Source organism: Hydrogenoanaerobacterium saccharovorans (genome assembly GCF_003814745.1).
Classification (GTDB): Bacteria; Bacillota; Clostridia; order Oscillospirales; family Ruminococcaceae; genus Hydrogenoanaerobacterium; species Hydrogenoanaerobacterium saccharovorans.
The window spans coordinates 975,048-999,456 of the sequence record NZ_RKRD01000001.1; the positions used below are offsets into that span (position 1 = coordinate 975,048).

20 protein-coding genes and 1 riboswitch are annotated in these 24,409 nt (G+C 43.8%); of the genes, 17 read left to right on the plus strand and 3 right to left on the minus strand.

The window, feature by feature from the left end:
• Window positions 1–2 precede the first annotated feature (2 nt).
• Window positions 3–437 (plus strand): hypothetical protein, encoded by a 435-nt coding sequence (locus EDD70_RS04505; RefSeq protein WP_092752587.1) that lies wholly within the window; start codon window positions 3–5, stop codon window positions 435–437.
• A gap of 146 nt (window positions 438–583) precedes the next feature.
• Here the strand turns inward: EDD70_RS04505 and EDD70_RS04510 are convergent, their stop codons facing one another.
• From EDD70_RS04510 to EDD70_RS04520, 3 genes are all read right to left on the minus strand, one after another.
• Complete coding sequence (locus tag EDD70_RS04510) at window positions 584–2,116, minus strand: oligosaccharide flippase family protein (protein WP_092752585.1); 1,533 nt, start codon at window positions 2,114–2,116, stop codon at window positions 584–586.
• 186 nt (window positions 2,117–2,302) lie between these two features.
• The gene (fba, locus tag EDD70_RS04515; RefSeq protein WP_092752583.1) at window positions 2,303–3,166 is read right to left on the minus strand and encodes a class II fructose-1,6-bisphosphate aldolase; all 864 of its coding nucleotides are present in this window, start codon (window positions 3,164–3,166) and stop codon (window positions 2,303–2,305) included.
• A 172-nt stretch (window positions 3,167–3,338) separates the two neighbouring features.
• Window positions 3,339–4,172 (minus strand): DNA-3-methyladenine glycosylase family protein, encoded by an 834-nt coding sequence (locus EDD70_RS04520; protein WP_242943085.1) that lies wholly within the window; start codon window positions 4,170–4,172, stop codon window positions 3,339–3,341.
• Window positions 4,173–4,677: 505 nt separating this feature from the next.
• On the opposite strand from EDD70_RS04520, the gene EDD70_RS04525 reads away from it, so the two are divergent.
• From EDD70_RS04525 to lysS, 16 genes are all read left to right on the plus strand, one after another.
• Complete coding sequence (locus EDD70_RS04525; protein ID WP_092752581.1) at window positions 4,678–4,941, plus strand: hypothetical protein; 264 nt, start codon at window positions 4,678–4,680, stop codon at window positions 4,939–4,941.
• A gap of 122 nt (window positions 4,942–5,063) precedes the next feature.
• Complete coding sequence (rlmB, locus tag EDD70_RS04530) at window positions 5,064–5,825, plus strand: 23S rRNA (guanosine(2251)-2'-O)-methyltransferase RlmB (RefSeq protein WP_092752579.1); 762 nt, start codon at window positions 5,064–5,066, stop codon at window positions 5,823–5,825.
• Between the two features lie 48 nt (window positions 5,826–5,873).
• Entirely contained in the window at window positions 5,874–8,810 is a 2,937-nt protein-coding gene (locus EDD70_RS04535) for a cation-translocating P-type ATPase (protein ID WP_092752577.1), read from the plus strand.
• A gap of 220 nt (window positions 8,811–9,030) precedes the next feature.
• Window positions 9,031–11,103, plus strand: coding sequence for an elongation factor G (locus EDD70_RS04540; protein ID WP_092752575.1), 2,073 nt, complete (start codon window positions 9,031–9,033; stop codon window positions 11,101–11,103).
• A 108-nt stretch (window positions 11,104–11,211) separates the two neighbouring features.
• Window positions 11,212–11,283: riboswitch (Fluoride riboswitch) on the plus strand.
• Window positions 11,284–11,330: 47 nt separating this feature from the next.
• Entirely contained in the window at window positions 11,331–12,518 is a 1,188-nt protein-coding gene (locus EDD70_RS04545) for a cation:proton antiporter (RefSeq protein WP_092752573.1), read from the plus strand.
• Between the two features lie 83 nt (window positions 12,519–12,601).
• Window positions 12,602–13,306: a DUF4830 domain-containing protein gene (locus EDD70_RS04550; RefSeq protein WP_092752571.1), complete on the plus strand. Its 705-nt coding sequence runs from the start codon at window positions 12,602–12,604 to the stop codon at window positions 13,304–13,306.
• Window positions 13,307–13,392: 86 nt separating this feature from the next.
• Window positions 13,393–14,733: an MATE family efflux transporter gene (locus tag EDD70_RS04555; protein ID WP_092752569.1), complete on the plus strand. Its 1,341-nt coding sequence runs from the start codon at window positions 13,393–13,395 to the stop codon at window positions 14,731–14,733.
• Window positions 14,730–15,452, plus strand: a complete 723-nt coding sequence (locus EDD70_RS04560; RefSeq protein WP_092752567.1) for a pseudouridine synthase — start codon at window positions 14,730–14,732, stop codon at window positions 15,450–15,452. The genes EDD70_RS04555 and EDD70_RS04560 overlap by 4 nt, the downstream gene beginning before the upstream one ends.
• 276 nt (window positions 15,453–15,728) lie before the next feature.
• Complete coding sequence (locus tag EDD70_RS04565; RefSeq protein WP_092752564.1) at window positions 15,729–16,814, plus strand: PucR family transcriptional regulator; 1,086 nt, start codon at window positions 15,729–15,731, stop codon at window positions 16,812–16,814.
• Window positions 16,815–16,905: 91 nt separating this feature from the next.
• Window positions 16,906–17,580 carry a cell division ATP-binding protein FtsE gene (gene ftsE / locus EDD70_RS04570; RefSeq protein WP_092752561.1) on the plus strand — a complete coding sequence of 225 codons (675 nt, stop codon included), beginning with the start codon at window positions 16,906–16,908 and terminating at the stop codon, window positions 17,578–17,580.
• Window position 17,581: 1 nt separating this feature from the next.
• Window positions 17,582–18,481, plus strand: coding sequence for a permease-like cell division protein FtsX (gene ftsX, locus EDD70_RS04575; protein ID WP_162840816.1), 900 nt, complete (start codon window positions 17,582–17,584; stop codon window positions 18,479–18,481).
• Between the two features lie 101 nt (window positions 18,482–18,582).
• Complete coding sequence (locus EDD70_RS04580; protein ID WP_092752556.1) at window positions 18,583–19,776, plus strand: murein hydrolase activator EnvC family protein; 1,194 nt, start codon at window positions 18,583–18,585, stop codon at window positions 19,774–19,776.
• A gap of 91 nt (window positions 19,777–19,867) precedes the next feature.
• A complete protein-coding gene (locus EDD70_RS04585) occupies window positions 19,868–21,133 on the plus strand; it encodes a S41 family peptidase (RefSeq protein ID WP_092752554.1) in 1,266 nt (421 codons plus the stop codon).
• A gap of 98 nt (window positions 21,134–21,231) precedes the next feature.
• A complete protein-coding gene (locus EDD70_RS04590; RefSeq protein WP_123811014.1) occupies window positions 21,232–22,080 on the plus strand; it encodes a hypothetical protein in 849 nt (282 codons plus the stop codon).
• A 153-nt stretch (window positions 22,081–22,233) separates the two neighbouring features.
• Window positions 22,234–22,713, plus strand: a complete 480-nt coding sequence (greA, locus tag EDD70_RS04595) for a transcription elongation factor GreA (protein ID WP_205408584.1) — start codon at window positions 22,234–22,236, stop codon at window positions 22,711–22,713.
• A 135-nt stretch (window positions 22,714–22,848) separates the two neighbouring features.
• Complete coding sequence (gene lysS, locus EDD70_RS04600) at window positions 22,849–24,372, plus strand: lysine--tRNA ligase (protein ID WP_092752548.1); 1,524 nt, start codon at window positions 22,849–22,851, stop codon at window positions 24,370–24,372.
• The last annotated feature ends 37 nt before the right edge of the window (window positions 24,373–24,409 follow it).

The window sequence follows — 24,409 nt, forward strand, 5'->3', positions numbered from 1 at the left end:
ATATGCACCAAGCTACAAAACCAAATGTAACATTGCCTTTTAGCCTGCACGATGCAAAGGTTACATCGATGATATGCAATTCTGCAACGGCAGGCAATATAGATGGCACAGTGTCTTTTATCTTTGATAATGGCTATTGCAAAATAGAAGGAAACAGTGCCGAGCAAACAGGAAAAGCGTCAGTCACTATATCCGGAATTGATTTTGATTTTAGTCATGTCTACTACTGTAATAAAAACAAAAGGCAAGAGGTTACATTCCCGCAACTTGCAAGCGATATTGATAAAAATGGATTGGAGATAGTTCAAGAAGCTTACGGCTATAATTTCACCAAATGGAGTGGTTTCATGTTCAAAGAAAAGAATATATACGAGATAGAAATAGAAATTTATCATTTTAACGAAACGCTATACAAGTGGAGTGATAGGTTAAAATGAGGAAAGACAAAGGCTGGATTGTCCGTTTTGTGGCAGAGAGATGGAATTAGGTACTTTAGATACAATAGGACGTATCTAAACAAAAGAAAGGGTATCATCAAAAATGATGATACCCTAAGTGCTTTTTTATCTTTTCACCATATCTGCTATTTAAAAATAGATACGCCCCACTCAATATCTTCGCGTGTAATACAGCACGAAAGGCACAAGAAAAGCAGATAAACAATAAGAGCTACTGCAATATGCGAACAAACCTCGCTGACGGGTGACGAAAACGCCACGCCCAACAATCGAAAAATCAGCTTTGATGCAGCAGCACTGCCGACGATGCCAAAAATCGGTTTTATTACACTTGCCCATAAATTAAAACGGAACTGCGTGATAGAAACCAAGCGGTTGGTACTGAGTAAAGCATTGAGCAGTTCGGTGAAAAAAATAGCGCAGATGTAACCTGCAAGTGCAAACTTCGGCACTAAAAAGTAGACGAGCACCACACTGCACGAAGCATCAATAATATTGTACCGCATAGAGCTTACCTGTTCGCCCAGCCCTTTCAGCATGCCATCTACAGCGGTATCCAAATACATCACGGGGATAAGCGGGGCAAGAATACAGATATATTTTGCGGTATCGTAGTTTTTGTAGATAGCCACGGCAAGTTCGTTTGCATAGCAGAACATTACCCCCGCTACGCCGATAGAAAAAAGCAGTGTAACCTGAAATACACGCCCTACTATGTAATTAATACGCACCTCATGGCACTGGGCGCGGCATTCAGCAAGTTCCGGAACCAACAATCCTGCAAGCGCCTGTAAAAAGGCGGAAGGGAACAGGATAACAGGCAATACCATACCTTGCAGTAACCCGTAAGAAGCCAGAGCAGATTCGGCAGATGCGCCGGATTTTTTTAGTCCGCGCGGTATCAAAAGATGCTCGATGGTGATAAGCCCCGAGCGGGCGTACGCACTAAACGCAACAGGCAGCGAGATGCCAAGTAAGCGTTTGGTTAAACCTCCAACGGGCTGCTTGTTGGTTTTATAACGCCTTGTGTCGTATAAATAAAGAAGAAACGAGTAAAAGAACGAGCAGAACTCTGCGATACTGCTTCCTCCCACAATGGCAAGGCAGGCAAATTCCAAACCACGCGGCATAAAGGCGGTAAGCCCCATAATCGTGAGGGTGATGCGTATCAGCTGTTCAAATACTTGTGCAGATGCGCTTTTATAAACCCGCCGCACCGCGGTAAAATATCCGCTGATGGCAGAAGACATTGAAATAAACGGCAAACTTACCGCAAGAAGTTTGAGTGAAGGAATCGTACGTTCGTCAGAAAGCCAAGTAGTCCCCACTGTTTCTGCATTGGCAAAAAGTACGATAGCTGTAGCAGTACCGAAAATAATGCTGTACGCAAGGCAACGGTGCATTGCTTTTTTTGCGCCCGATGGATTGTTTCTTCCCAGTTCTTCGGCAACCAATCGGGTAGATGCGAGATTTACACCGGAGGTGGCGAGTGTAACAGCCAGTACATACACAGACATAATCAACTGATAAAGCCCTATCCCTGCTGCACCAATTTTATTGGACAGGTAAACGCCGAAAGAAACGCCAACCGTTCTCATCAGCAGAGAAGTTACCGTCAGTAGCACCGCGTTGATGACAAAGGCTTTAATTTTTTTCATTCACTTACTCACCGCACTCATAAATAGTATCAAACAATCTATATGCGGGGGCAGTGTGGAGAAATGCGTGTTGTCAAACTGGCGGTTCTTTTTTGCAATGTGATATATCTATCTTGCAATACTTCAAATACGCAACAAAAAAGAGTCACTCGCGTTTAGCAAGTGACTCTTTTTGAAATGGTTTTATTAAGCTTTATTTACAGAACCAAACATTTCCATCTTTTCTTTTACAGAAGCTGCGATTGCAGCAGCACCGGGAGCAAGCAGTTTGCGGGGGTCGAACCCTTTGCCCTGCAGGTCTTTACCGGCTTCGATGTATTTGCGGGTGGCTTCAGCAAATACCAGCTGACATTCGGTGTTTACGTTAATTTTCGAAACGCCGAGGCTGATTGCTTTTTGAATCATCTCATCGGGGATACCGGTACCGCCGTGCAGTACCAAAGGCATACCGTTGGTAGCATCCTGAATTTTAGCAAGAACCTCAAAGTTCAAACCTTTCCAGTTCTCGGGGTATTTGCCATGAATGTTACCGATACCTGCAGCAAGCATGGTAACGCCCAAATCGGCAATCATTTTGCACTCTGCAGGGTCAGCAACTTCGCCGGCACCAACAACGCCGTCTTCTTCGCCGCCGATAGAACCAACCTCTGCCTCTAACGAAATGCCTTTTTCATTGGCAAGAGCAGCAAGCTCTTTTGTTTTCTCAATGTTTTCTTCAATGCTGTAGTGAGAACCATCGAACATAATAGAAGAAAAACCTGCCTCGATGCAAGCCTTTGCACCCTCGTAAGAGCCGTGGTCCAAATGCAAAGCAACAGGCACTGTAATACCCATGCTCTCTACCATTGCTTTTACCATAGCGGCAACGGTTTTAAAACCGGTCATATATTTTCCTGCACCCTCAGATACACCGAGGATAATTGGGGAATTGCACTCCTGTGCAGCCTGTAAAGCCGCTTTTGTCCACTCAAGGTTGTTGATGTTGAACTGACCAACAGCATAATGGCCTTCGCGGGCTTTGGTAAGCATTTCTTTTGCAGATACTAACATAAAATAAACCTCCCACAAACTTTTTACATCTGTAATAAATACCAACGTTTTACCAAGTATTTATTATAGATTATTTAAGCGCAAAAAGCAAACTGCGTTTTAGATAAATTATGCAGCTGCTTTGCCGTTAAATTTATGACAAAGTCAAGAATACGATGTGTTTATAAAAAATTTACATTTTTTCGGGGAATGCATCCGGACACATGCGAGCATAATGAAAAATGTATTGTTGCGCAATGCCGGCATTTTCTTTCGCGCATTGAGGCAACCCGTTGGGGAACAGATACTTCATCGCCCGTTTCATCCACACATCCATCGGGAAACATTCCATTCTTGCAAAACCGTAAAGCAGGGCACATTCTGCCACCTTTGGCCCTACTCCGTGTATTTTTTGCAGTGCTGCACGGGCGTCATCCAACGGCATAGTTTTTATGTCTGCAAGTACAACCTCACCGGTACTTACTTTACGCGCTGCATCCAATATGTATTTGGCGCGAAACCCGCTGCGCAGCGGGGCAAGGTCTTCTTCACTGAGAACAGCCAAACGTTCAGGGGCAGGGAATGAGTAAACACCGTTGGTGATTTCGTCGCCAAAACACTCGCAAAGCCGTGCTACAATGCCTTTGATGCGTGCCAAATGGTTATTTTGGCTGATGATAAAAGAACACAGTGTTTCCCACGGGTGCTGGCGCAGAACTCGGATACCGGGTGCAAATTCAGCGGCTTTGGCAAGCGTTTTGTCTTTGCATAGCTTTGTTCTGATATTCGCATAGTTGGTGGCAAGGTCAAAATAATCCCGCCAAAAATCTTCTTCGCCGTCTGCTATTCCTTGCAGCAGTATTCCATAATCATCCTGCGAAACACAGCAAAACCTACCTTCCACTACGCCCTCAAACCAGCCGCTTTCGGTTTGGTTCCAACGAAAGCACTGCCCGCAGTTTAGTGTATCGGCAAGAGAAAAACCCTCTTCGACCGGGATGGCAAGCCTGCAAATTGTACTGTTCAAATTGAGCCCTCCTGCTTAAAATCGTGCAACCAGTATAGCAGATGGGCGGGGCGGTTTGCAAGCGGAGAATATACCCGCTAAAGGACAAGCAACTGTAAAGTGATGATTACTATTTGTAGCCTTACGAATAAACTTTCAACAGAAATGAATATTTTTTTAATAAAATAAAAACAGCTGTTCATAAGGCTGTTTTGCGAATCTTTCCACACTTTCAACAGAGTTTTCCACAGCTTTTAGTAGGGATAATGTGGAAACGAATAATACTGATAGTATATACATAGCAGAAAATGGCTTGTTTCTCGCCTTTATCGGTATGTATATTTTTAAAAATCTATGTATATACAGTAAAATAAGGGTAAAAACCTACCGTTTGTTACTGTTTAGTTACAAATATGAATGAAACTTCATTGTATGGGAATAATTTACTTATCTACAATTTGTAATAGAAGATTAACAATAATAGTCAAATTAAAAATTTGGAATAGTGGGAAAGGTGGTTTTATAAATGCTCAGAGGAGTAAACAAAAAAATTATTGAGGTTGTTGATACACAAAGTGACTATTTTGAGAGAGCAATTTTATTCGTAAAAGATCGAAAATTGGATGAAAATGAGAGCGAAATAAAGCGTAATGCGGATGAGTTTATGAAAAGTGCGGGCTCACTTAAACTTCGTCGAATTTTGTATCATATCCCAATTATGGAGGTTATTAAACTGCTTTCTGCTGCATGTGTCGGTGCAGCAATTGTACTCATCTTAACCTTGCTGTAAAAATTTGCTCTTTTATTGTTTCATCATGTCATATTTTATGGTATAATTTGATATTAGATATGCACACGTGTACAGCAACTCTTTAAACAGTATGTACTCAAACAGCGAAAGGAAACTGCATGATGAATGAAAATAGAATCGACGATAAAACAACCGATTTGATTTACGGCAGAAACTCTGTGATAGAAGCCTTAAAGTCGGATCAAAGCATTGATAAAGTATATATAGGCACCGCTGACAGTAAAGGCAGCATCGGCAAAATTATCGGTATGGCAAAAGACCGCGGCATCCCTGTAAAAGATGTAACCGGGCAAAAGCTTGACGCTATGTGCGGCAGCACAAATCATCAGGGCGTAGCGGCTACCATTTCAGCGGTGGAGTACAGCTCGATTGAAGATATTTATCAAAAGGCAGAAGAAAAGGGTGAGCCGCTGTTTGTCATCATTGCAGATGAAATAGAAGACCCACATAATCTCGGTGCACTCATCCGTACCGCAGAATGCAGCGGTGCTCACGGCGTTATAATCCCTAAACGCCGCAGTGCAGGGCTTTCGCCCACTGTGTTTAAAGCCTCGGCGGGTGCAGCAAACTACACACCAATTGTGCGTGTACCCAACCTTGTGGCTGCAATTGATGAGCTTAAAGAGCGTGGTGTGTGGATATACTGTGCTGATATGGACGGACAAAACTGGTGTAAAGTAGATTATTCGGGCGCAGTGGGTTTGGTTATAGGCAGCGAAGGCAATGGTGTCGGCAGGCTTATTAAAGAAAAATGCGATTTTACCGTTTCACTGCCCATGCTTGGGCAGATTAATTCACTTAACGCATCGGTTGCGGGCGGCATCATAATGTACGAAATTGCCCGCCAAAGAATGAAACTGTAGCAAACAGACTGAAGATGCCTTTCGTAATACAGGGGAGGTTGGATCAACATGAATCGTAACTATGACATCGACAGCATCCTTGCTGAAATAAAAAACAAAAAATCGGGTCGTGCTCCATCGACTCCGCAGCGTACTGCCTATGCACGGGAAGAACGCGATGACAATACCTACGATGAACAGTATTCGGCGCGTCATTCTTCATCTCGGGCACAAAGAGGCGATTATGAGGACGACTATGCTCAAGAACGCCCCGTACGTCGCCCTGCGCCTCGCCGCGGCGAAGAATATGAAGAATATTACGAAGAAGAACGCCCCGTACGCCGCTCGGCGCCTCGCCGTGCCGAAGAATACGAGGATTATTACGAGCAAGAACGTCCAGTGCGCCGTCCTGCTGTGCCCCACCGTGCCGAAGAGTATGATAATTATTACGAAGAACAGCGTCCGGTGCGTCGTCCGGTAACTCGCCGTCCCGTGGAGTACGAGGGGTATTACGAGGAAGAACGTCCCGTCCGCCGTTCTGCACCCAGCCGTGTAGATTACGACGAACGTTATGAAGAAGACTATCGACGCCCTGCACCACCTCAGATACAACAATACGACGAAAAATACGAGCAGAATCCCTCGGTAGGCAAACGTATCATGCACCGCAGCCGAGAAGAAGAGATTTATGAGCCGGCATCGGCAATTTATGCAGTTGCAGGAGAAGATATGGAGGATGATCCTCCAACAGCACAGCCTCATCCGCAAGAACGGACAGTGCCTTACTCCAATAAAGCATCACGCAAAGAGATTGAAAACGACGATTTTATGATGAAATACAGCGGGTTAAGCAGTATCGGCAGCGGAACAAGAAAAACCTTCCGCACCGATCGTGAAAGTATCCGCAGCAATTTCGGCAGTGCAGCAGAGCCTCCGGCTAAAAGTACCCGCATCAAAGCTCCAAAAAAATCGCCCACTGCACCGGAAGAATCCGTTCCCGTTCCAAAACCGGAGCTGAAAGGCGGTTTCCGTTTTAATCCAAGTGCTGATTTTTCAGTGCAGGAAAATGATGAGGCGTCCGGTGAGTTTACCCGCCTTGACTTGCCCATATCTAATTCAGACGATCGTTTTACCGGCAGCGATTTTGATAATACTCGAAGCCTGCCTACAGGACTGAATCTAAAAGAGCAGGATAGTGATGTGATTGGCAACGGCGCCCCTGTTATAGATGGAGATATACCCGAACCGCAGGACGAATCTTCAGCTCGTATGGAGTTGGAAGAATACAACTCTCCGTCAGAAGCAGCTGAGGTAAAAGCCGATCTTGATACTTTGCGCAGCAACTTACTGATGCGGTTTATTATGACGATTGTGTGCAGCATTGGGCTTTTGTACCTTGGTTTATCGCAAACTTTGCCTGTGCCTGTACCCGAAATGATTTCAGCAACAGGGGCTCCTGCTGTTTTTGTTATCGTCAATATGGTACTGCTCATTGCGGCAACTTTGGCATGCCATTCCACCATCTCTAATGGTGTGGTGGGGCTGTTTACACTCAAGGCAAACAACGATTCGCTTGCTGCTTTGGCAGTACTTGCGTCGGTCATGCAGGGCGTTTCTCTTATACTCAACCCATCATCCTTGGCAGATAGTAACATTCACTTATACTTTTCGGTATCAGCAATCGGGCTGATGTTTAACACCGTTGGTAAAATGTTTACGGTTGGCAGAATTACAGGCAACTTTAGGTTTATTTCGTCAAGTGTAGCCAAATACACAGTACAGACCCTAAATAAACGTGAGCTTGGCAGAGAGTTTACCTGGGATATGAATATTGATGAGCCGCATATTTCTTACAGTACGCCCACCGATTTTGCAGAAGAGTTTATCCGGCAGTCTTATGCCGATGACACCACCGACAACATCGCAAAAATTACAGTTCCAATTATATTTGCAGGCAGTGTAGTGGTTGCAGTCATGTCCTATATTTTTAACAAGGATATGTTTATTGCATTGTCTACATTTGCGGCAATTCTTGCCATTGCTTCACCTATTACTGCAACGATAGTTGGCAGTTTGCCTTTGCATAAAGCTTACCGCAGCCTTTCGGAATTCGGCGCGGTGCTTTCAGGTTACAACGCAGTGGAACGCTTCAGCGATACAAACGTTATTTTGGCAGATGCATGCGAGCTGTTTACCAACGATGAGGTGCTTTTGCATAACATCAAAACTTTTGAGAAAAATCGCATCGACGAGGCAATTCTGGATGCATCCAGTGTACTTTGTATGTGCAATGGTGCAGTAAAAAACATCTTTTTGCGCATCATTCAGGGCAATACAAAAATGCTCAAGCCTGTTGAAAACCTTGTGTATGAGGATGCAATGGGAATTTCAGGCTGGGTAGGCGGTAAACGTGTGTTGATAGGCAACAGCGAGCTGATGAAGCACCATGGTATTGATACCCCAAGCAAAGATTACGAGGCGAAATACCGTACAGAAGACAGAGACATCCTGTATCTTGCAAATTCAGGCGAACTGACCGCCATGTTTGTTATTAGCTATGTGAGAAACGAAGAGGTTGATGTTGCCCTGGGCGATTTGGAACGGAAGGGCATTTCTGTGGTGGTAAAATCGGTTGATCCCAATCTTACTGCGGCAAAAATTGCACGCATTTACGATTTGCCCGAAGAGATGATTCGCATATTGCCTGCTAAATTGCACAGCAGTTTTGATGCCATCCATCACGAAAAGAGCAGCAATAAGGGCTATATCGTTCACAGCGGTAATTTTGCAGGTTTTGCAATCGCAGTTTCTGCTGCATCAAGTGTTAAAATTGCCACCAATATCGGTCTCATTGTTCAAATTGTGGGTATGATATTAGGCTATACGCTCATTACGTTTTTCTCGTTTATGGGCAGCATGGCGCAAGCTACCATGGTTACCGTATTGATTTATCAAGCGGTGTGGGGTGTTGCTGTTTGGCTGTTCTCTGCACTGAGAAGAATCTAGTTTTTTGTCAAAATTATACAAACTGCACAATACACAGTCATCAAATTCTCTTGGTGACTGTGTATTTTTTTGCCATTTGGCTTGATTAGTTCTAAATTTGTAGTATAATTACACTATAATTGTTTGTAAGTTGTGATATAAAATTATCCAGATTACACAATTATTATTTTAGTTGCCCGTTTAATTCCCTGAAACGGGTAGAACGAAAGGGGACCTTACTATGAGGCAATACTTGGCTGACAAAATTAAAAACGTTGCCTTGGCTGGGCACGGCGGTTCTGGAAAAACATCTTTAGCAGAGGCACTGCTGTTTAAAGCAGGCGCTACGGACAGACTTGGAAAGGTAGCTGATGCAAACACAATCTGTGATTTCGATCCGGAAGAAACAAAGCGCAAGGTTTCCGTCTCAATGGCGGTAGCTCCCCTCACTTGGGGCTCTACAAAAATTAATCTTCTTGATACCCCGGGATTGTTCGATTTTGCGGCAGGCTTTTACGAGGGAGTAAGAGCAGCCGACAGTGTTATGATCGTTTTATCTGGAAAATCAGGAGTAACAGTTGGCGCGGAAAAAGCATATAAATTGGCAACTCAGCTGAAAAAAGCGAGAATGTTTGTTGTATCCAAGCTGGATACCGAAAATGCGGATTTTTATAAGGTGCTGGAGGAATTAAAGACTAAATTCGGCCCCAGTGTTTGTCCTTTGGTGGTTCCTTATTACGAAAACCGCACGGTCACCTGTTACATTAATCTTATAGATATGAAAGCCTACAAATACGATAGTGCAGGCAACCCGAACGAGGTACCTATGCCCAATGCCGGGCACCGAATCGACGGCTTGGTTGCAGCTATTTCCGAAGCAATTGCAGAAACCGACGAAGTGCTGTTTGAAAAATACTTCTCCGGTGAGGAGTTTACCCGAGAAGAAACCATCGACGGCATCCGTAACGGCGTTAAAGACGGTACAATTTCCCCCGTGGTGTGCGGTTCGGCACTTACCATGGAAGGCGTAGATATGATTTTGGACAGCATTGCGGACTTACTGCCTACAGCGAAAAAGGTTGCAGATGAGATAGGTGAAACACCGGATGGTGAGCCTATCACCATTGAGTGCGACGATACCCAACCGCTTGCCGCTTATATTTTTAAAACAATAGCAGACCCGTTTGTGGGTAAACTTTCGTATGTCAAAGTAATAGCAGGCAGGCTGTCTGCAGATATTGTTCCGATCAATGCAACTACCGGTCAGCCCGAACGTTTGGGTAAAATCATCTATGTTAAGGGCAAAAAGCAAGAGGACACGGCGTTTATTTCTGCGGGTGATATCGGTGCCATCACTAAAATTTCGGCAAATACCGGTGATACGCTTTGTGACCCAAAACGTGTTGTAAAACTGCCGTCAATCAAATTTCCAACCGCAAGTATGACAATGGCAATGACTCCGAAAGCAAAAGGAGATGAGGGCAAGATTGCCGCAGGTATTCAGCGGTTGATGGAGGAAGACCTTACCATCTGTTACGAAAACAACCAAGAGACGAAGCAGCAACTTGTATCCGGCCTTGGTGAACAGCATTTGGATGTATTGATCTCCAAACTCAAAAATAAGTTTGGCGTAGAGGTTACTTTGGAGAAACCTCGTGTGCCTTACCGCGAAACAATCCGCAAAAAGGTGAAAGTACAGGGCAGACATAAAAAACAATCGGGCGGCCATGGGCAGTTCGGTGATGTATGGATTGAATTTGAGCCATGTGAAGTCGAAGATTTGGAGTTCTGCGAAAAAGTAGTTGGCGGTGCAGTGCCAAAGAACTTCTTCCCTGCAGTAGAAAAGGGCTTGCGCGATTGCATCAAGCGCGGTACCGTAGCGGGTTACCCTATGGTAGGCTTGCGCGGAACACTCGTGGATGGCTCTTATCATCCGGTGGATTCTTCTGAAATGTCGTTTAAAATGGCAGCCAGCCTTGCCTATAAAGCGGGTATCCCGCAGGCAAGCCCTGTTCTGCTGGAACCAATCGGCAGTTTGAAGGTTTATGCACCCGATGCCAACACCGGCGATTTGATGGGCGACATCAACAAACGCCGCGGCAGAGTGCTGGGCATGAACCCTGACGAAGACGGCTTGCAGCTGATTGAAGCCGAAGTGCCGATGAGCGAAATGTATGATTTTACCACCGCACTTCGCCAAATGACGCAAGGCAGGGGCTACTTCACCCTTACTTTTGAACGTTATGAGCAGCTGCCGCAAATGCTTGAGGCAGGTGTAATTGAAGATGCGAAAGAGATGAATGCAGAGGATTAATCGGCATTTATAAATCAACTAAAACTTTACTGTTAATTAAAAACCGGTGCAGAGTTTCTGTACCGGTTTTTGATTGACAAAATTTATCTTATGTGTTAAACTAGCCGAGTAAATAAAGGGAATGAAGTTCTCCCGTGGTAAAACCAAAACCGCTTTTAAGCTGATGACTTCTGTGATTTTATATCGCAGAAATTATCAGCTTTTTTATTTCTTCGCAGGAGGTTTTTATGTTAACAAGTCTTGCTCTTATTTTTTTATTGGGGCTTATGTTAGGCTCATTATTCACTCGCTTAAAACTGCCCCCGCTTTTAGGGATGCTGATTACAGGAATCATTCTCAGCCCTTATGCACTCAATTTACTAGATGATTCGATTCTATCAATTTCTACCGATTTGCGGCAGCTTGCACTTGTTATAATACTTACGCGTGCAGGGTTGGCACTGGATGTTTCGGAACTGAAAAAGGTAGGCAGACCTGCAATACTAATGTGCTTTGTTCCTGCACTGTTTGAGATTGCGGGTGTGATGCTGCTTGCGCCTCTTTTACTTGGTGTAACAGTGCTCGAAGCTGCAATCATGGGTTCGGTGATTGCAGCAGTATCCCCTGCGGTGGTGGTGCCTCGGATGCTGCGCTTGATTCAATCTGGCTACGGAACGGATAAAGATATCCCGCAGTTAATTATGGCGGGTGCATCTGTAGATGATGTTTTTGTTATTGTATTATTTACTTCGTTTACGGGTTTGGCAAAAGGGGGAGCGTTTTCTCCCATAACATTTGTACAGATTCCCGTTTCTATTGTTACGGGGCTTGTAGTCGGCATTGGGGCAGGCTTGTGCCTTTCTGTATTGTTTCGCCGCTTGCATATCCGCGATTCTGCAAAGGTTATCATTCTGCTCAGCGTATCATTTTTGCTGATGGAATTGGAGAAACTGCTGGGTACGGTTCTTCCAATTTCCGGCTTACTTGCGGTGATGAGCATGAGTGCAACAATTTTTAAAACGCACGCGGCACTTGCGGCGCGCCTTTCTGCTAAGTTCTCTAAACTGTGGGTAGGGGCAGAGATTTTGCTGTTTGTACTGGTTGGTGCCACAGTCAACCTGCGTTACGCTTGGGCTGCGGGCGCAATGGCGGTATTGGTTATTGCAGGGGCTTTGCTGTTTCGTATGGCGGGGGTGTGGTGTTGCTTGCTTAAAACAGTACTTACAGTGAAAGAGCGTATTTTCTGTATGCTTGCATATATGCCTAAGGCTACGGTACAGGCAGCAATTGGTGCAATACCACTGTCGATGGGCTTGCCTTGCGGACAGCTTGTGATGACGGTGGCAGTACTTTCCATCCTAATCACAGCACCGCTTGGTGCGGTAAGTGTAGATAAAAGTTACCGCAGTTTGCTTCAGCATTCGAAAAATGCTTAGCATATCTGTTTGCATATCTGATATATTTCGCGCCCATCCCTCATATATTGGTGATAAGACAAAAATCAGTTGGGGGAGTGGCTATGTTTGTAAAATCCTATAAGATATCAAGCAGACGGCTTTTAGGTTTGGGTATTATGTTTATGGCTGTCATTGTGCTGCTGGTGTATGGCATCGGCCTGCGCATATCAAAAAAAGGTGAACAGGTGGAGATGGAAGCCAGCACAAAAATTAGCAAAAATGCTTTAAAAGGTGTTGCCAAAACCGAAAAAGACCGCCTTGAGTTTATCTCTCAGTTCGGCTGGGAGACAGAAAAAGAGCCCGAAGAAATTGCAGAGATTGTAATTCCTGAAAAGTTTGATGAGGTTTACGACAAATACAATAAGCTGCAAAAAAGTCAAAACTTTAACCTCGAAAAATTCAAAGGCAAACGCTGCAAACGTTATACTTATAAAATTACCAATTACCCCGAATGCCCCGATTTTGCACGTATCAATATTTTGGTGCTGGAGGGTAAAGTAATAGGAGGAGACGTTTGTTCTACCGAATTGGACGGATTTATGCATGGATTTGAGGCTAATTCGGCTACGATGGAAAACGTGAAAGAACTCCCATTACCTGAGGGAGAAGAAACCGCAGTGGTTGAAAAAACGGTAGGCGTTGCGGGAGAAAACCCGGATTCGTCGGCGCAAGAAACGATTGCAGCTTCACCCGACGAACCCCCGCTTGAAGATACTACCGATCTTGATTTAATAGAAATGATGAAGATACTGCAGGAGAAGGAATAAATCTGTAAAAAGGTGCGTTTGTAACGTGCCTTTTTTTGTGTTTTATGATATACTCGTATGCAATGATAATGTAAAGGAAGTAATAAATGATTAAAGATTTAACCCACGGTCCACCGTCAAAAGCAATTGTATCTTTTGCTGTTCCTATGGTGATAGGTAATTTGTTTCAACAGCTCTACAACGTAGTCGATTCCATCGTTGTGGGGCGTTTTGTCGGTACGGGGGCACTGGCAGCGGTAGGTTCGTCATTTACTTTGATGGTGTTCATCACTTCCATTTTACTTGGGCTGTGTATGGGTGCATCGGTGGTATTTTCACAATTTTTCGGTGCAAAAAACTATGCAGACTTAAAAAGCACAGTTTCTACCTCGTTTATTTTTATTGGTGTAACTTCACTGGTTTTAAGCATAATTTCAATTGTATTTGTGGACAATATTATTGTATTTATGAATATTCCTTCCGAATTAATGCAGGATACCAAAGATTATTTGCTGATTATTTTCAGCGGTATTTTCTTCACTTTTTTATATAACTGGGCGGCAGGTTTGCTGCGAGCACTGGGCAATTCAAAAACACCTCTTTATTTTTTGATTATAGCCGCACTCACCAATGTTGTACTTGATTTGGTGTTTGTTATCAACTTTAAAATGGGGATTGCGGGTGCAGCGGTTGCAACCGTAATTGCACAATTGTTATCTGCGGTACTTTGTGTTTTTTATTGTTTCAAAAAACTTGATTTTTTAAGATTTAAGTTAAAAGAAATCACATTCAGCAGGCGTATTTTTCGCCTGACAGCAAGTTATTCATTGCTTACTTCAATACAGCAATCGGTGATGAACTTTGGTATTTTGCTGATTCAGGGGCTTGTAAACTCTTTTGGTGCAACCACAATGGCTGCATTTGCAGCAGCAGTTAAGATTGATTCGTTTGCGTATATGCCTGTACAAGATTTCGGTAATGCATTTTCAACTTACATTGCACAGAATAAGGGCGCGCAAAAACAACAGCGCATCCAAGAAGGCATCAAGGTAAGTGTGCTTCTAATTACAGTATTCTGCCTCGCAATATCAGCGGCAGTATGGCTGTTTGCAGATAAACTGATGCTGATTTTTGTACATGCATCCGAAGCAGAGGTTATCGCCATCGGCGGGCATTATCTGCGTGTTGTAAGTGCTTTTTATTGTCTCATCGGCTACCTGTTTATGTTCTATGGGCTGTACCGCGGGTTGGGCAATGTAACAATGTCCATTGTTCTGTCGGTTATTTCTCTCGGTACGCGTGTATTACTTGCCTATACACTTGCACCTGTTTTAAAATTGGATGGCATCTGGTGGGCAATTCCAATCGGATGGCTGCTTGCAGATTTGGTGGGAATTATTTACTATAAAAAGGTTCAAATTAAAATTCCTTTGGGGGGTACCGTATGAAACCCGAAAGACTGGACAAGCTGCTGGCTGCGCAGTCCACTATTTCGCGCAAGGACGTGAAAGGACTGGTGCGTAAAGGTTTGGTAAGTGTAAACGGAGTTGTGGTAAAATCTGCCGACTTAAAAATTGATATTCAAAAAGATAAGGTATCTCTGTGCGGAGAGCCGGTAACACTAACCAAGTATAGTTATATTATGATGAATAAACCTGCGGGGGTAGTATCCGCCACGCGGGACGGCAGGGAGAAAACCGTAGTTGATCTTGTCCCGGAATATCTTCTGCGCGATGGTTTGTTCCCTGCAGGCAGGCTGGATAAGGATACAGTAGGCTTTATGCTCATCACCAACGATGGCGATTTTGCACATAGAATATTATCGCCAAAAAACCATGTGCCCAAAACCTATGTTGCACAACTGGACCAGCCGATTGATCAAGACATTATTTCAAAATTTGAAGAGGGATTTGCCTTGGATGTTAAGACCAACTGCAAACCTGCGAGCCTTAAAATAATTGAAACGGGCGAACGGGAGTTGGTAGAGGTAATTCTGGTTGAAGGAATGTACCATCAAATTAAGCGCATGTTTGAACATTTCGGGCGTAAGGTGGTACATCTCAAGCGTATACGTATGGGGGCTCTATACCTTGATGAAAAATTAGAACCGGGTGAGTGCAGAGAACTTACTCAAGATGAATTAAGAAAAATTACAACAAAATTATAATTTTTACATTTTTCACAATAAAATTTACCAATTCAACGTTGAACAATAAATAAAAAGGTTGTTTGTTCACATTTTTCTAATAAAATTAGTTTAAAATAGGGACTTAGGATGATGTTAAAACAAATATTTGCAGATTTCGCACATTCATCCACAACTTTTTTTGTTTATTGTGTTGCAAATTGACAAATAATTCGGTAAAATAAATATGATTGGCAAACATGACATCGAATGACTTTCGGCAATTTGCCGAATATAATAAGCAAAGAGGGGATTTTTATGTCGAACAGACTGTTTCAAGGCGTAATCCATCAAATGCGAGATTCCATTGACAGAATAGTTGGTGTGATCGACGATTCGGAGACAATCATCTCCTGCAGTGATTTGACCAGAATTGGCGAAAAGGCAGAGCTTGCATCGTTTGATACGATGGATGTGAGCGACTCCTTTACAAAAGACGGTTTTACTTACAAGCCTTTTGGCAGCAGGATTAAGCCGGAGTATGTAGTTTTTGTACAGGGCAACGACGAGATAGCATCTAAATTTTGCAGCGTTCTCGCGGTTTCTCTGCTTACAATCAAGCAGTACTACGATGAAAAGTATGACCGCAACAATTTTATCAAAAATGTAATTCTGGACAATATCCTTCCCGGCGATATCTTTGTAAAGGCAAAGGAACTGCACTTTAATACCGATGTTTCTCGTGCTGTACTTCTCATCCGAGTGGTTGCCGCGAACGACATCTCATCCTTTGACGTTATTCAGAACTTATTCCCGGATAAACAAAAAGATTTTGTTTTCAACATCAGTGAATCGGATATCGTTCTGGTCAAAGAAATCAAAACGGGCATTGCAGTAAAAGATCTTGAAAAGCTTGCACGCTCCATTGTGGATACACTGGGCGGCGAGTTTCATACCCGCGCGATTGTGGGCATCGGTACCTCGGTAGAGGGCGTCAAAGACCTTGCGCGTTCGTTTAAAGAGGCACAGGTTGCACTGGAAGTGGGCAAAGTGTTTGATACCGAAAAATCCATTGTCAGCTACGACAATTTGGGTATTGCAAGGCTCATTTATCAATTGCCTACCACATTGTGCGAGATGTTCTTGCGCGAAGTTTTCAAAAAAGGTTCCATAGAGAGTTTGGATCAGGAGACCTTATTCACCATCCAAAAATTCTTTGAGAACAATCTGAACGTTTCTGAAACGTCCAGAAAGCTGTTTGTTCACAGAAATACCCTCGTTTATCGTCTCGAAAAGATTAAAAAACTGACGGGCTTAGACTTAAGAGAATTTGACCATGCAATCATTTTTAAAGTTGCACTGATGGTTAAAAAATATCTGACAGCCAATCCAATCAAATATTAAAGGACTTTTTTGGCAGACTTTGGCCTCCAAGGCAGTTCTATGCCCTTTTGGGGGTTCAAAATGGCGGTCCTGATTAGAGGGCGGTGTGCAAGTGATTAAATTTACCAATGTGTCTAAAACCTACAAAAACGGCACAGTGGCTCTGAAGGACGTAAATTTAGAGATTAAAGACGGAGAATTTGTTTTTATTGTGGGGTCATCGGGCGCGGGCAAATCCACGCTGATAAAGATGCTTCTGCACGAGGAGGTGCCAACTTCCGGTGAGGTTGAAGTCAACGGCTTCAAGCTTAGTAAAATGAAACGCAGGCATATACCTAAATTTCGCCGTTCGCTCGGTGTGGTGTTTCAAGATTTCCGTCTTATTCCAAACATGAATGTTTACGACAACGTAGCATTTGCGCTGCGTGTCACCGATGTATCTCCTCGCGACATCCGTCGCCGTGTGCCGTATATTTTAGGGCTGGTTGGTCTTGGTTCCAAGGCAAAATGCATGCCTGAGCAGCTTTCGGGCGGCGAGCAGCAGCGTGTCGCATTGGCACGTGCTTTGGTTAACAATCCGCGCCTTATTATTGCGGATGAGCCTACCGGCAATATCGACCCTGAATTATCTTATGAAATCGTCGACCTTCTCAACGAGATTAACAACGTTGGCACCACCGTGATTATGGTTACACACGAACATGATTTGGTGGCGCAGTTTAACCGCAGAGTTCTTACAATTGAGCACGGGCATATTATTGCTGACGATTCGGAATGGAGGCAATGATATGAGAGGCAGCAGTTTAGGGTACTTACTTAAAGAAGGCTCAAAGAATGTGTGGGTGAACCGCCTGATGTCGGTAGCATCCATTGGTGTACTAACCGTTTGTATGCTGCTGATTGGCTCGGCAATTTTGCTGAGTGTTAACATGAACAGCATTGTGGGTTATGTTGAAGACCAAAATGAAATTGTAATTGTACTTAATGACGATATGACAAAGAGCGAAATCGATGAATTTGATACCGAGCTGCATAAGGTTGATAATTTATTGGACATTGTATTTGTCTCTAAGGAAGAAGCTTTTCAAAAAGAGAAAGAAAAACTCGGCGAAGCAGGCGAACTTCTTCGTGAAGATGATAACTTTTATCCGAATACATATCGTGTCAAAATCGATGATCTTTCCCGCCTGAAAAAGACAGTGGAAGATATTGAAGGACTTTCTGGTATCGAATCGGTTAAAGCACCTACCGAGATTGCAGAAACACTTACCAGCATTAAAAAGTTGGTAATTCTGTTTGGTATGGGCATCGTTGCTCTCCTCATCTGCGTTACTCTCATCATCATTGCAAATACCATTAAAATCACCGTGTTTAATCGCCGCAAAGAAATTAGTATCATGAAATACGTTGGTGCAACCGACCTGTTTATCAAATTGCCTTTTATGGTAGAAGGCTTGATTCTGGGTTTGGTGTCTGCCATTTTTGCGTATTTTATTTTATGGACAGGTTACAATTATCTGCTTGAATGGTTGGTAGAAAATCCGTCCTCTTGGATTCAAGCGATTAATGGCAGCCTTATTCCGTTTGAGCAGCTTGGGTTAAGGTTGTTCGGCGGTTTTGCAATTGGCGGTACAGGGCTTGGTGTTGTGGGCAGTATGATTTTTGTACGTAATTATTTAAAAGTGTAGCACGTTTGTGCCTGCTGAGAATGAACCTGGTTTTATTTTTGATGCAGTAAAAATGCTCCGAACGAACACTGTTAAAAAGAGGAAAGGACGTGCCACCAAGAATGAAGAAAAATTTATGGAAAAGGGTTGCGGCAGCTGCAATTTGTGTTACGATGCTGTTCACAGCACAGGCTGCCCCTTTTCAAGCAGCGGATGATTCTTACAAAAATGAGATTAAAGATTTGAACAGCAGAATTTCTGCACTGAAAAAAGAGCAGGCTGCTATTCAAGCAGATATTGATAAGACAAAAAACGATAAAACAAAAAAAGAAAAAGAAAAAAAGCAGCTCCAAAATCAAGTGTATTTAGCACAGCAAGAGATCGAACTTCTCACCAGCCGTATCTATACCCTTGAAGGGAATATTGACCAAAAAGAAAAAGAAATTAAAGATAAACAAGCAGAAATTGATAAAAACTACGAGGCATTTAAACAGCGCATGCGTGCGATGTACATAAATGACGATGCAACCACCCTTGGTGTAGTACTTGGGGCAGATTCGTATTCAGATTTTCTGACACGTACCGAGATGCTTGAGCGCACCTCGACACACGATAAAAAAATGATAGACGAACTTCTTGCAGCAAAACGTGCCATTGAAGATGCTCTTGCGGAAATTCAAAAAAACAAAGCGCAGGTAGAAGCCGATAAATCTGATATGAGCACACAGAAAGCAAACCTTGCAGTAAAGGTGCAGGAGGTTGCCAAGCAGGAAATGCAGCTTGCTGACCTGCAAAAAGAGTTCGAGGCTAAAAAAGCACAAAAGATGCAGGAAGAAAAAGAAGTACAGGCCGAAATTCAGCGTATTTATGCTGAAAACGCATCCATTGGCGACTACGTCGGCGGCGACTTTTTATGGCCTGTCAGCGGCTACCGTACCATTACATCACGTTTTGGTTGGCGTTTCGGCGGCAGCGATTACCACACAGGTATCGACATCGCAGGCAGAAGTTCCTCCGGTAAGGCGATTTTCCAACAGCCTATCCGTGCAGCAAATGCCGGTAAAGTTATTTATGCATCCAATTCTTATACTCCCGGCAGAGGGTACGGGCGCTATGTCATTATCGACCATGGCGGCGGTATGTCTACGCTGTATGGTCACCAGAACAACGTGTATGTCAGCGTAGGTGATATGGTTGAACAGGGCGAAACCATCGGCGAGGTTGGTACCACCGGTTGGAGCACCGGGCCGCACCTCCATTTTGAGATCCGTAAAAACGGTACTGCGGTAAACCCTGCCGGCTATTTTAATATTTAATGTGCGGCAACTATTCGGGGCTGACTAAAAGTGATATTTTACTTTGTTTATGCGCTTTCAGTAATGCCTCAGAACAGATTGGAGTAATCAGATGAATAAAAGAGTATCAATCGGCGCTTTGTTCACGCTGATGGCAATTGTAGCTGCTGTAACCTTCTCTATGACCATGGTCTTTTCAATGAGTATCTTTAATGATAAAGTTTACAATTTAAAAGAACGAGAAGCTATTTACAGTAAGCTTTCGGAAATTGATAAGATTTTCCGTACCAACTATGCGGGGCAAATTGACGATAAACTTTTGATGGACGCATTGTCCTCGGGTTATGCAAAAGGCAGCGGCGACGCATATGCAAAGTATTATACTGCCGAAGCCTATAAAAAAGAATCTCAGACAGCCGAGGGCAGAATTGTGGGTATAGGTGTTGTAACCAATAAAGACCCCAGCGGCTATCTGGTCATCACAGATATTTACCCCGGTTCCACTGCCGAATCCTCTGGGCTTAAAATTGGTGACTTGATTATTAAAATTGATGAAACCGAGGTAAAGGCAGAAAACAGCGCGCAAATGCAGGAGTTGCTGCAGGGCGAGCCGGGAACCAAGATTAAACTGGTGGTTCGCCGTGAGAGTGAGGACAATGATTTAGACGTAACAAGGCGTTATGTCGATATCCCGTCGGTTTTTCCTAAAATGTTAGAGGATAATGTTGGCTATCTTCGTGTATCCAATATCTCCGATACTACCGATGAGCAATTCATCAAGCAGCTTGAAAAGCAGATTGATCAAGGGGCACGTTCGTTTATAGTCGATTTCCGCAATAATAACGGCGGCATTTTTAATTCTGCTGTAAAAATCCTTGATCGTATTTTACCTGCAAAACCGATTGTAACAGCAACCTATAAAAACGGCAAAGTCGAGCAAACCGAAACGACGGATTCCAAAGCGCTGAATATGCCCATCGTTATTCTTACCAACGATAAAACTGCTCGTGAAGCAGAAATTATTGCACAGGTATTAAAAGATTACGGAAAAGCAAAAACTGTGGGTACCAAAACGATGGGTAAGGGTACCAAACAGGACGTTATTAAACTCACGGATGGTTCGGCGATTTTACTTACCACCGCTGTTTATAAAACACCTGAAAGCGAAACTTTTAATTTGGTGGGTGTTAAACCGGATTACGAAGTAAAACTTACTGCTGATGAAGAGAAAAACTTTGCAACTTTAGATGAAAATACCGACCCGCAAATTAAAAAGGCGGTGGAGGTGGTTCAAGGTCTTCTCAGAGCCGCAGAAGAATCAGCTGCTGGTGAATCAACCTCAAGTAAACCTGCATCCAGTGTATCATCTGAAAAATAACACGAAAACTGAATAGTCCGGCTGCCGCGCAGGTGTTTTGCGCGGCAGTCATATTTTTTATTCTGCGCAGCATATGATGTTCAAACAGCAAAAGGTAGGTGAGCGGTTTGTTTGCAGTGCTGCGCGTAGAAAAACAGAAAAGTGAAGGCATATTTGCCCGACTTTTGCATAGAATGAAACAACGTAAAATTACAGCCGAAACGGTAAACACACCGTTCGGAAGCTATGTGTTGCTCACTGCAGGAAGCGAACATGTTGATTGGGACAAGGTTGCCGCACTTTGCGGACGCGCAGGTAAAAATCTTGTTATGTCCCGTTGCCTTTGCCCTCCGGAGGATTCTTCCATCGGTCGTTTTGAACCGACTGCACTCACATCCAAGGTACTGCGAAACACTTGTGTTGAAATTATCCGCCGAAGCAAACTGCCGCTTTACCGCAAAATCATCACCCTTGTCGACCCAATGGCGCGTTATGTTGATTTTGTCCCCGAGCTGCTGTACCATTGCATCACCGTCAAAGTAGTGACCACACAAGTCGAGTGCTACAATCGTCTCTCCGAGCATCTTATGGAAGAGCTTGGTGCGAGTATTGTGGTAACCGACGATATGGACAGCTTTGGCGGTTCTGTGCTGGTTATTTGCCCTGACAGCAACCCTGCAGATAAAATCGTAACAACTGTACCCGTGCTTACGGCGGGTACCATTGATGGTGGTTTTGCGTGCAAGTTGGTGGGCGACCTGCAAATCCAACCCCGTGGTGAACTTGCTGCTTGTACGCCGAAAGGCATTGCACCGCTTGATTTTGCAGGTGCATTGTACGAACTGAATGGCTGGCAAGGGGCAGAAAAACTTACTGCACATACTCTTCGCTGCAAAGAAAATCTGCTAACTCCATCCCAAATTGCACAGTACCTGGAACAAAGCAATTTCCCAAATCACCCAAATTAACCAAATATTACAACACGGGCTTGACATTGATTAGACGCTCGACTATAATAGAAAGAACTTGGTAACCCGTAAAAGTTTTTTGCGGGTTACCAACGGCAATTTAGCCGAAAAATTCTTTGGTTGTCGAGGTCGGTATCGCCCCGGAAAGGAAGATTGAAATTGGCAAAAGAGATAATTCTGACAGAAGAAGGCCTAAAAAAGCTCCAGGAAGAGTTTGAAACGCTAAAAACAGTCAAGCGCAAAGAGGTTGCCGAAAAAATTAAGATTGCTCGCGGCTTTGGTGATCTTTCTGAGAACAGCGAATACGATGAAGCAAAAAACGAGCAGGCAATCGTAGAAGCACGCATTGCTGAAGTGGAGGCAATGTTAAAAATTGCCCGCGTGCTGGATGAGGATGAAATAGCACATGGCACCGTCAGTGTCGGATCTATAGTGAAACTGAAAGATCTTGAATTTGATGAAATTGAAGAATACTATGTGGTAGGCTCTACCGAGTCTGACCCAATGAACAACAAGGTATCGGATGAATCCCCCTTGGGTAAAGCGCTGATTGGCAAAAAATCAGGCGACAAGGTGAGTGTCGATGCCCCCAGCGGACCGGTACCTTATGAGATTCTCGATGTTACCAGATAACGCAAGACTGTAAGGATATGCGAAATGCGGGCTATGAACCATAGCCTGCATTTTTGAGGTTGAGCAAGTGAAAATTGAAAGTCTGTTTGCAAGCAGTTAACTGCCTTGTATGCGGGCAAATGGAGGTTAAAATATATGCAGGAAAACCAAAACCAAAACACTCAGGCAGAAACCGACGAATTGAACGAGCAACAGCTCTCCGAAATTTTACAAATTCGCCGCGGTAAGCTTGCAGAGATGCAAAATGCCGGCAACGACCCTTTTAAAATTACAACCTACGAAACCACTGCCTATGCGCAGGATATTGTGGACAAGTTTGATGAGTACGAAGAAAAAGAGGTTCGCATTGCGGGCAGAATTATGTCTTGGCGAGATATGGGCAAAGCGGCGTTTATGGATTTGCGCGATGCATCAGGCCGCATTCAGCTGTATGTAAAGATTGATGTTGTAGGCGAAGAAACGTATCAAAATATGCGCAGCTACCTCGATATCGGTGATATCGTAGGAGTTAGCGGCATCGCGTTCCGTACACGCCGCGGCGAAATTTCGGTAAAAGCGCATGAGATGGCCATTTTGTCAAAATCATTGCTTCCTCTGCCAGAAAAATGGCATGGGCTAAAGGATACCGATATGCGTTTTCGCCAGCGTTATGTAGATTTAATTGTAAACCCGGATGTTCGTGACGCATTTGTAAAACGCTCTAAAATTATTACCGAGATTCGCAACTTCTTAAATGATGAAGGATTTTTGGAGGTTGAAACTCCGGTATTGCACTCGATTGCAGGCGGTGCATCTGCAAGACCATTTATCACCCATCATAATACTCTGGATATCGACATGTATCTGCGTATTGCGTTGGAGTTGCACTTGAAACGACTGATTGTGGGCGGTTTTGATAAAGTTTACGAAATTGGGCGCGTATTCCGCAACGAGGGTATGGATACCCGCCATAACCCCGAGTTTACACTGCTTGAGTTGTATCAGGCATTTACCGATTACCACGGTATGATGGATATTACAGAAAATCTTATCCGTAATGTTGCAAAAAAAGTTCTCGGTACTGCTCAAATTACTTACGACGACACCGAAATTGATTTGGATAAACCGTTTGAGCGCCTCACAATGTCGGATGCTGTGCTGAAATACGGCAAAGTTGATTTCAGCAAGATAGAGACATTGGAGGATGCGAGAGCACTTGCAAAAGAGCATCATATCGAATATGAAGAGCGTCATCAAAAAGGCGATATTCTGAACTTGTTCTTTGAAACTTACGTTGAAGAGCATTTGATGCAGCCCACCTTTATTATGGATCATCCTGTAGAGATTTCTCCGCTTGCTAAGAGAAAACCCAACGACCCTAACTACACCGAGCGGTTTGAGTTGTTTATCGTGGGCCGTGAGCATGCAAACGCATTTTCTGAGCTAAACGACCCTATCGACCAGCGCGGGCGTTTCGAAGCACAGGCTGCTGCAAAAGCAGCGGGCGATGACGAAGCTTGCGATGTGGACGAAGATTATCTCACCGCAATGGAATACGGTATGCCCCCAACAGGCGGTTTGGGCATCGGTATCGACCGTTTGGTAATGCTTCTTACCAACAGTGCTTCTATCCGCGATGTTCTATTATTCCCAACTATGAAGCCGATTGCTAATAAATAGTAATGGTTTATAAAAAGAGTCGCTGTATGGGCGGCTC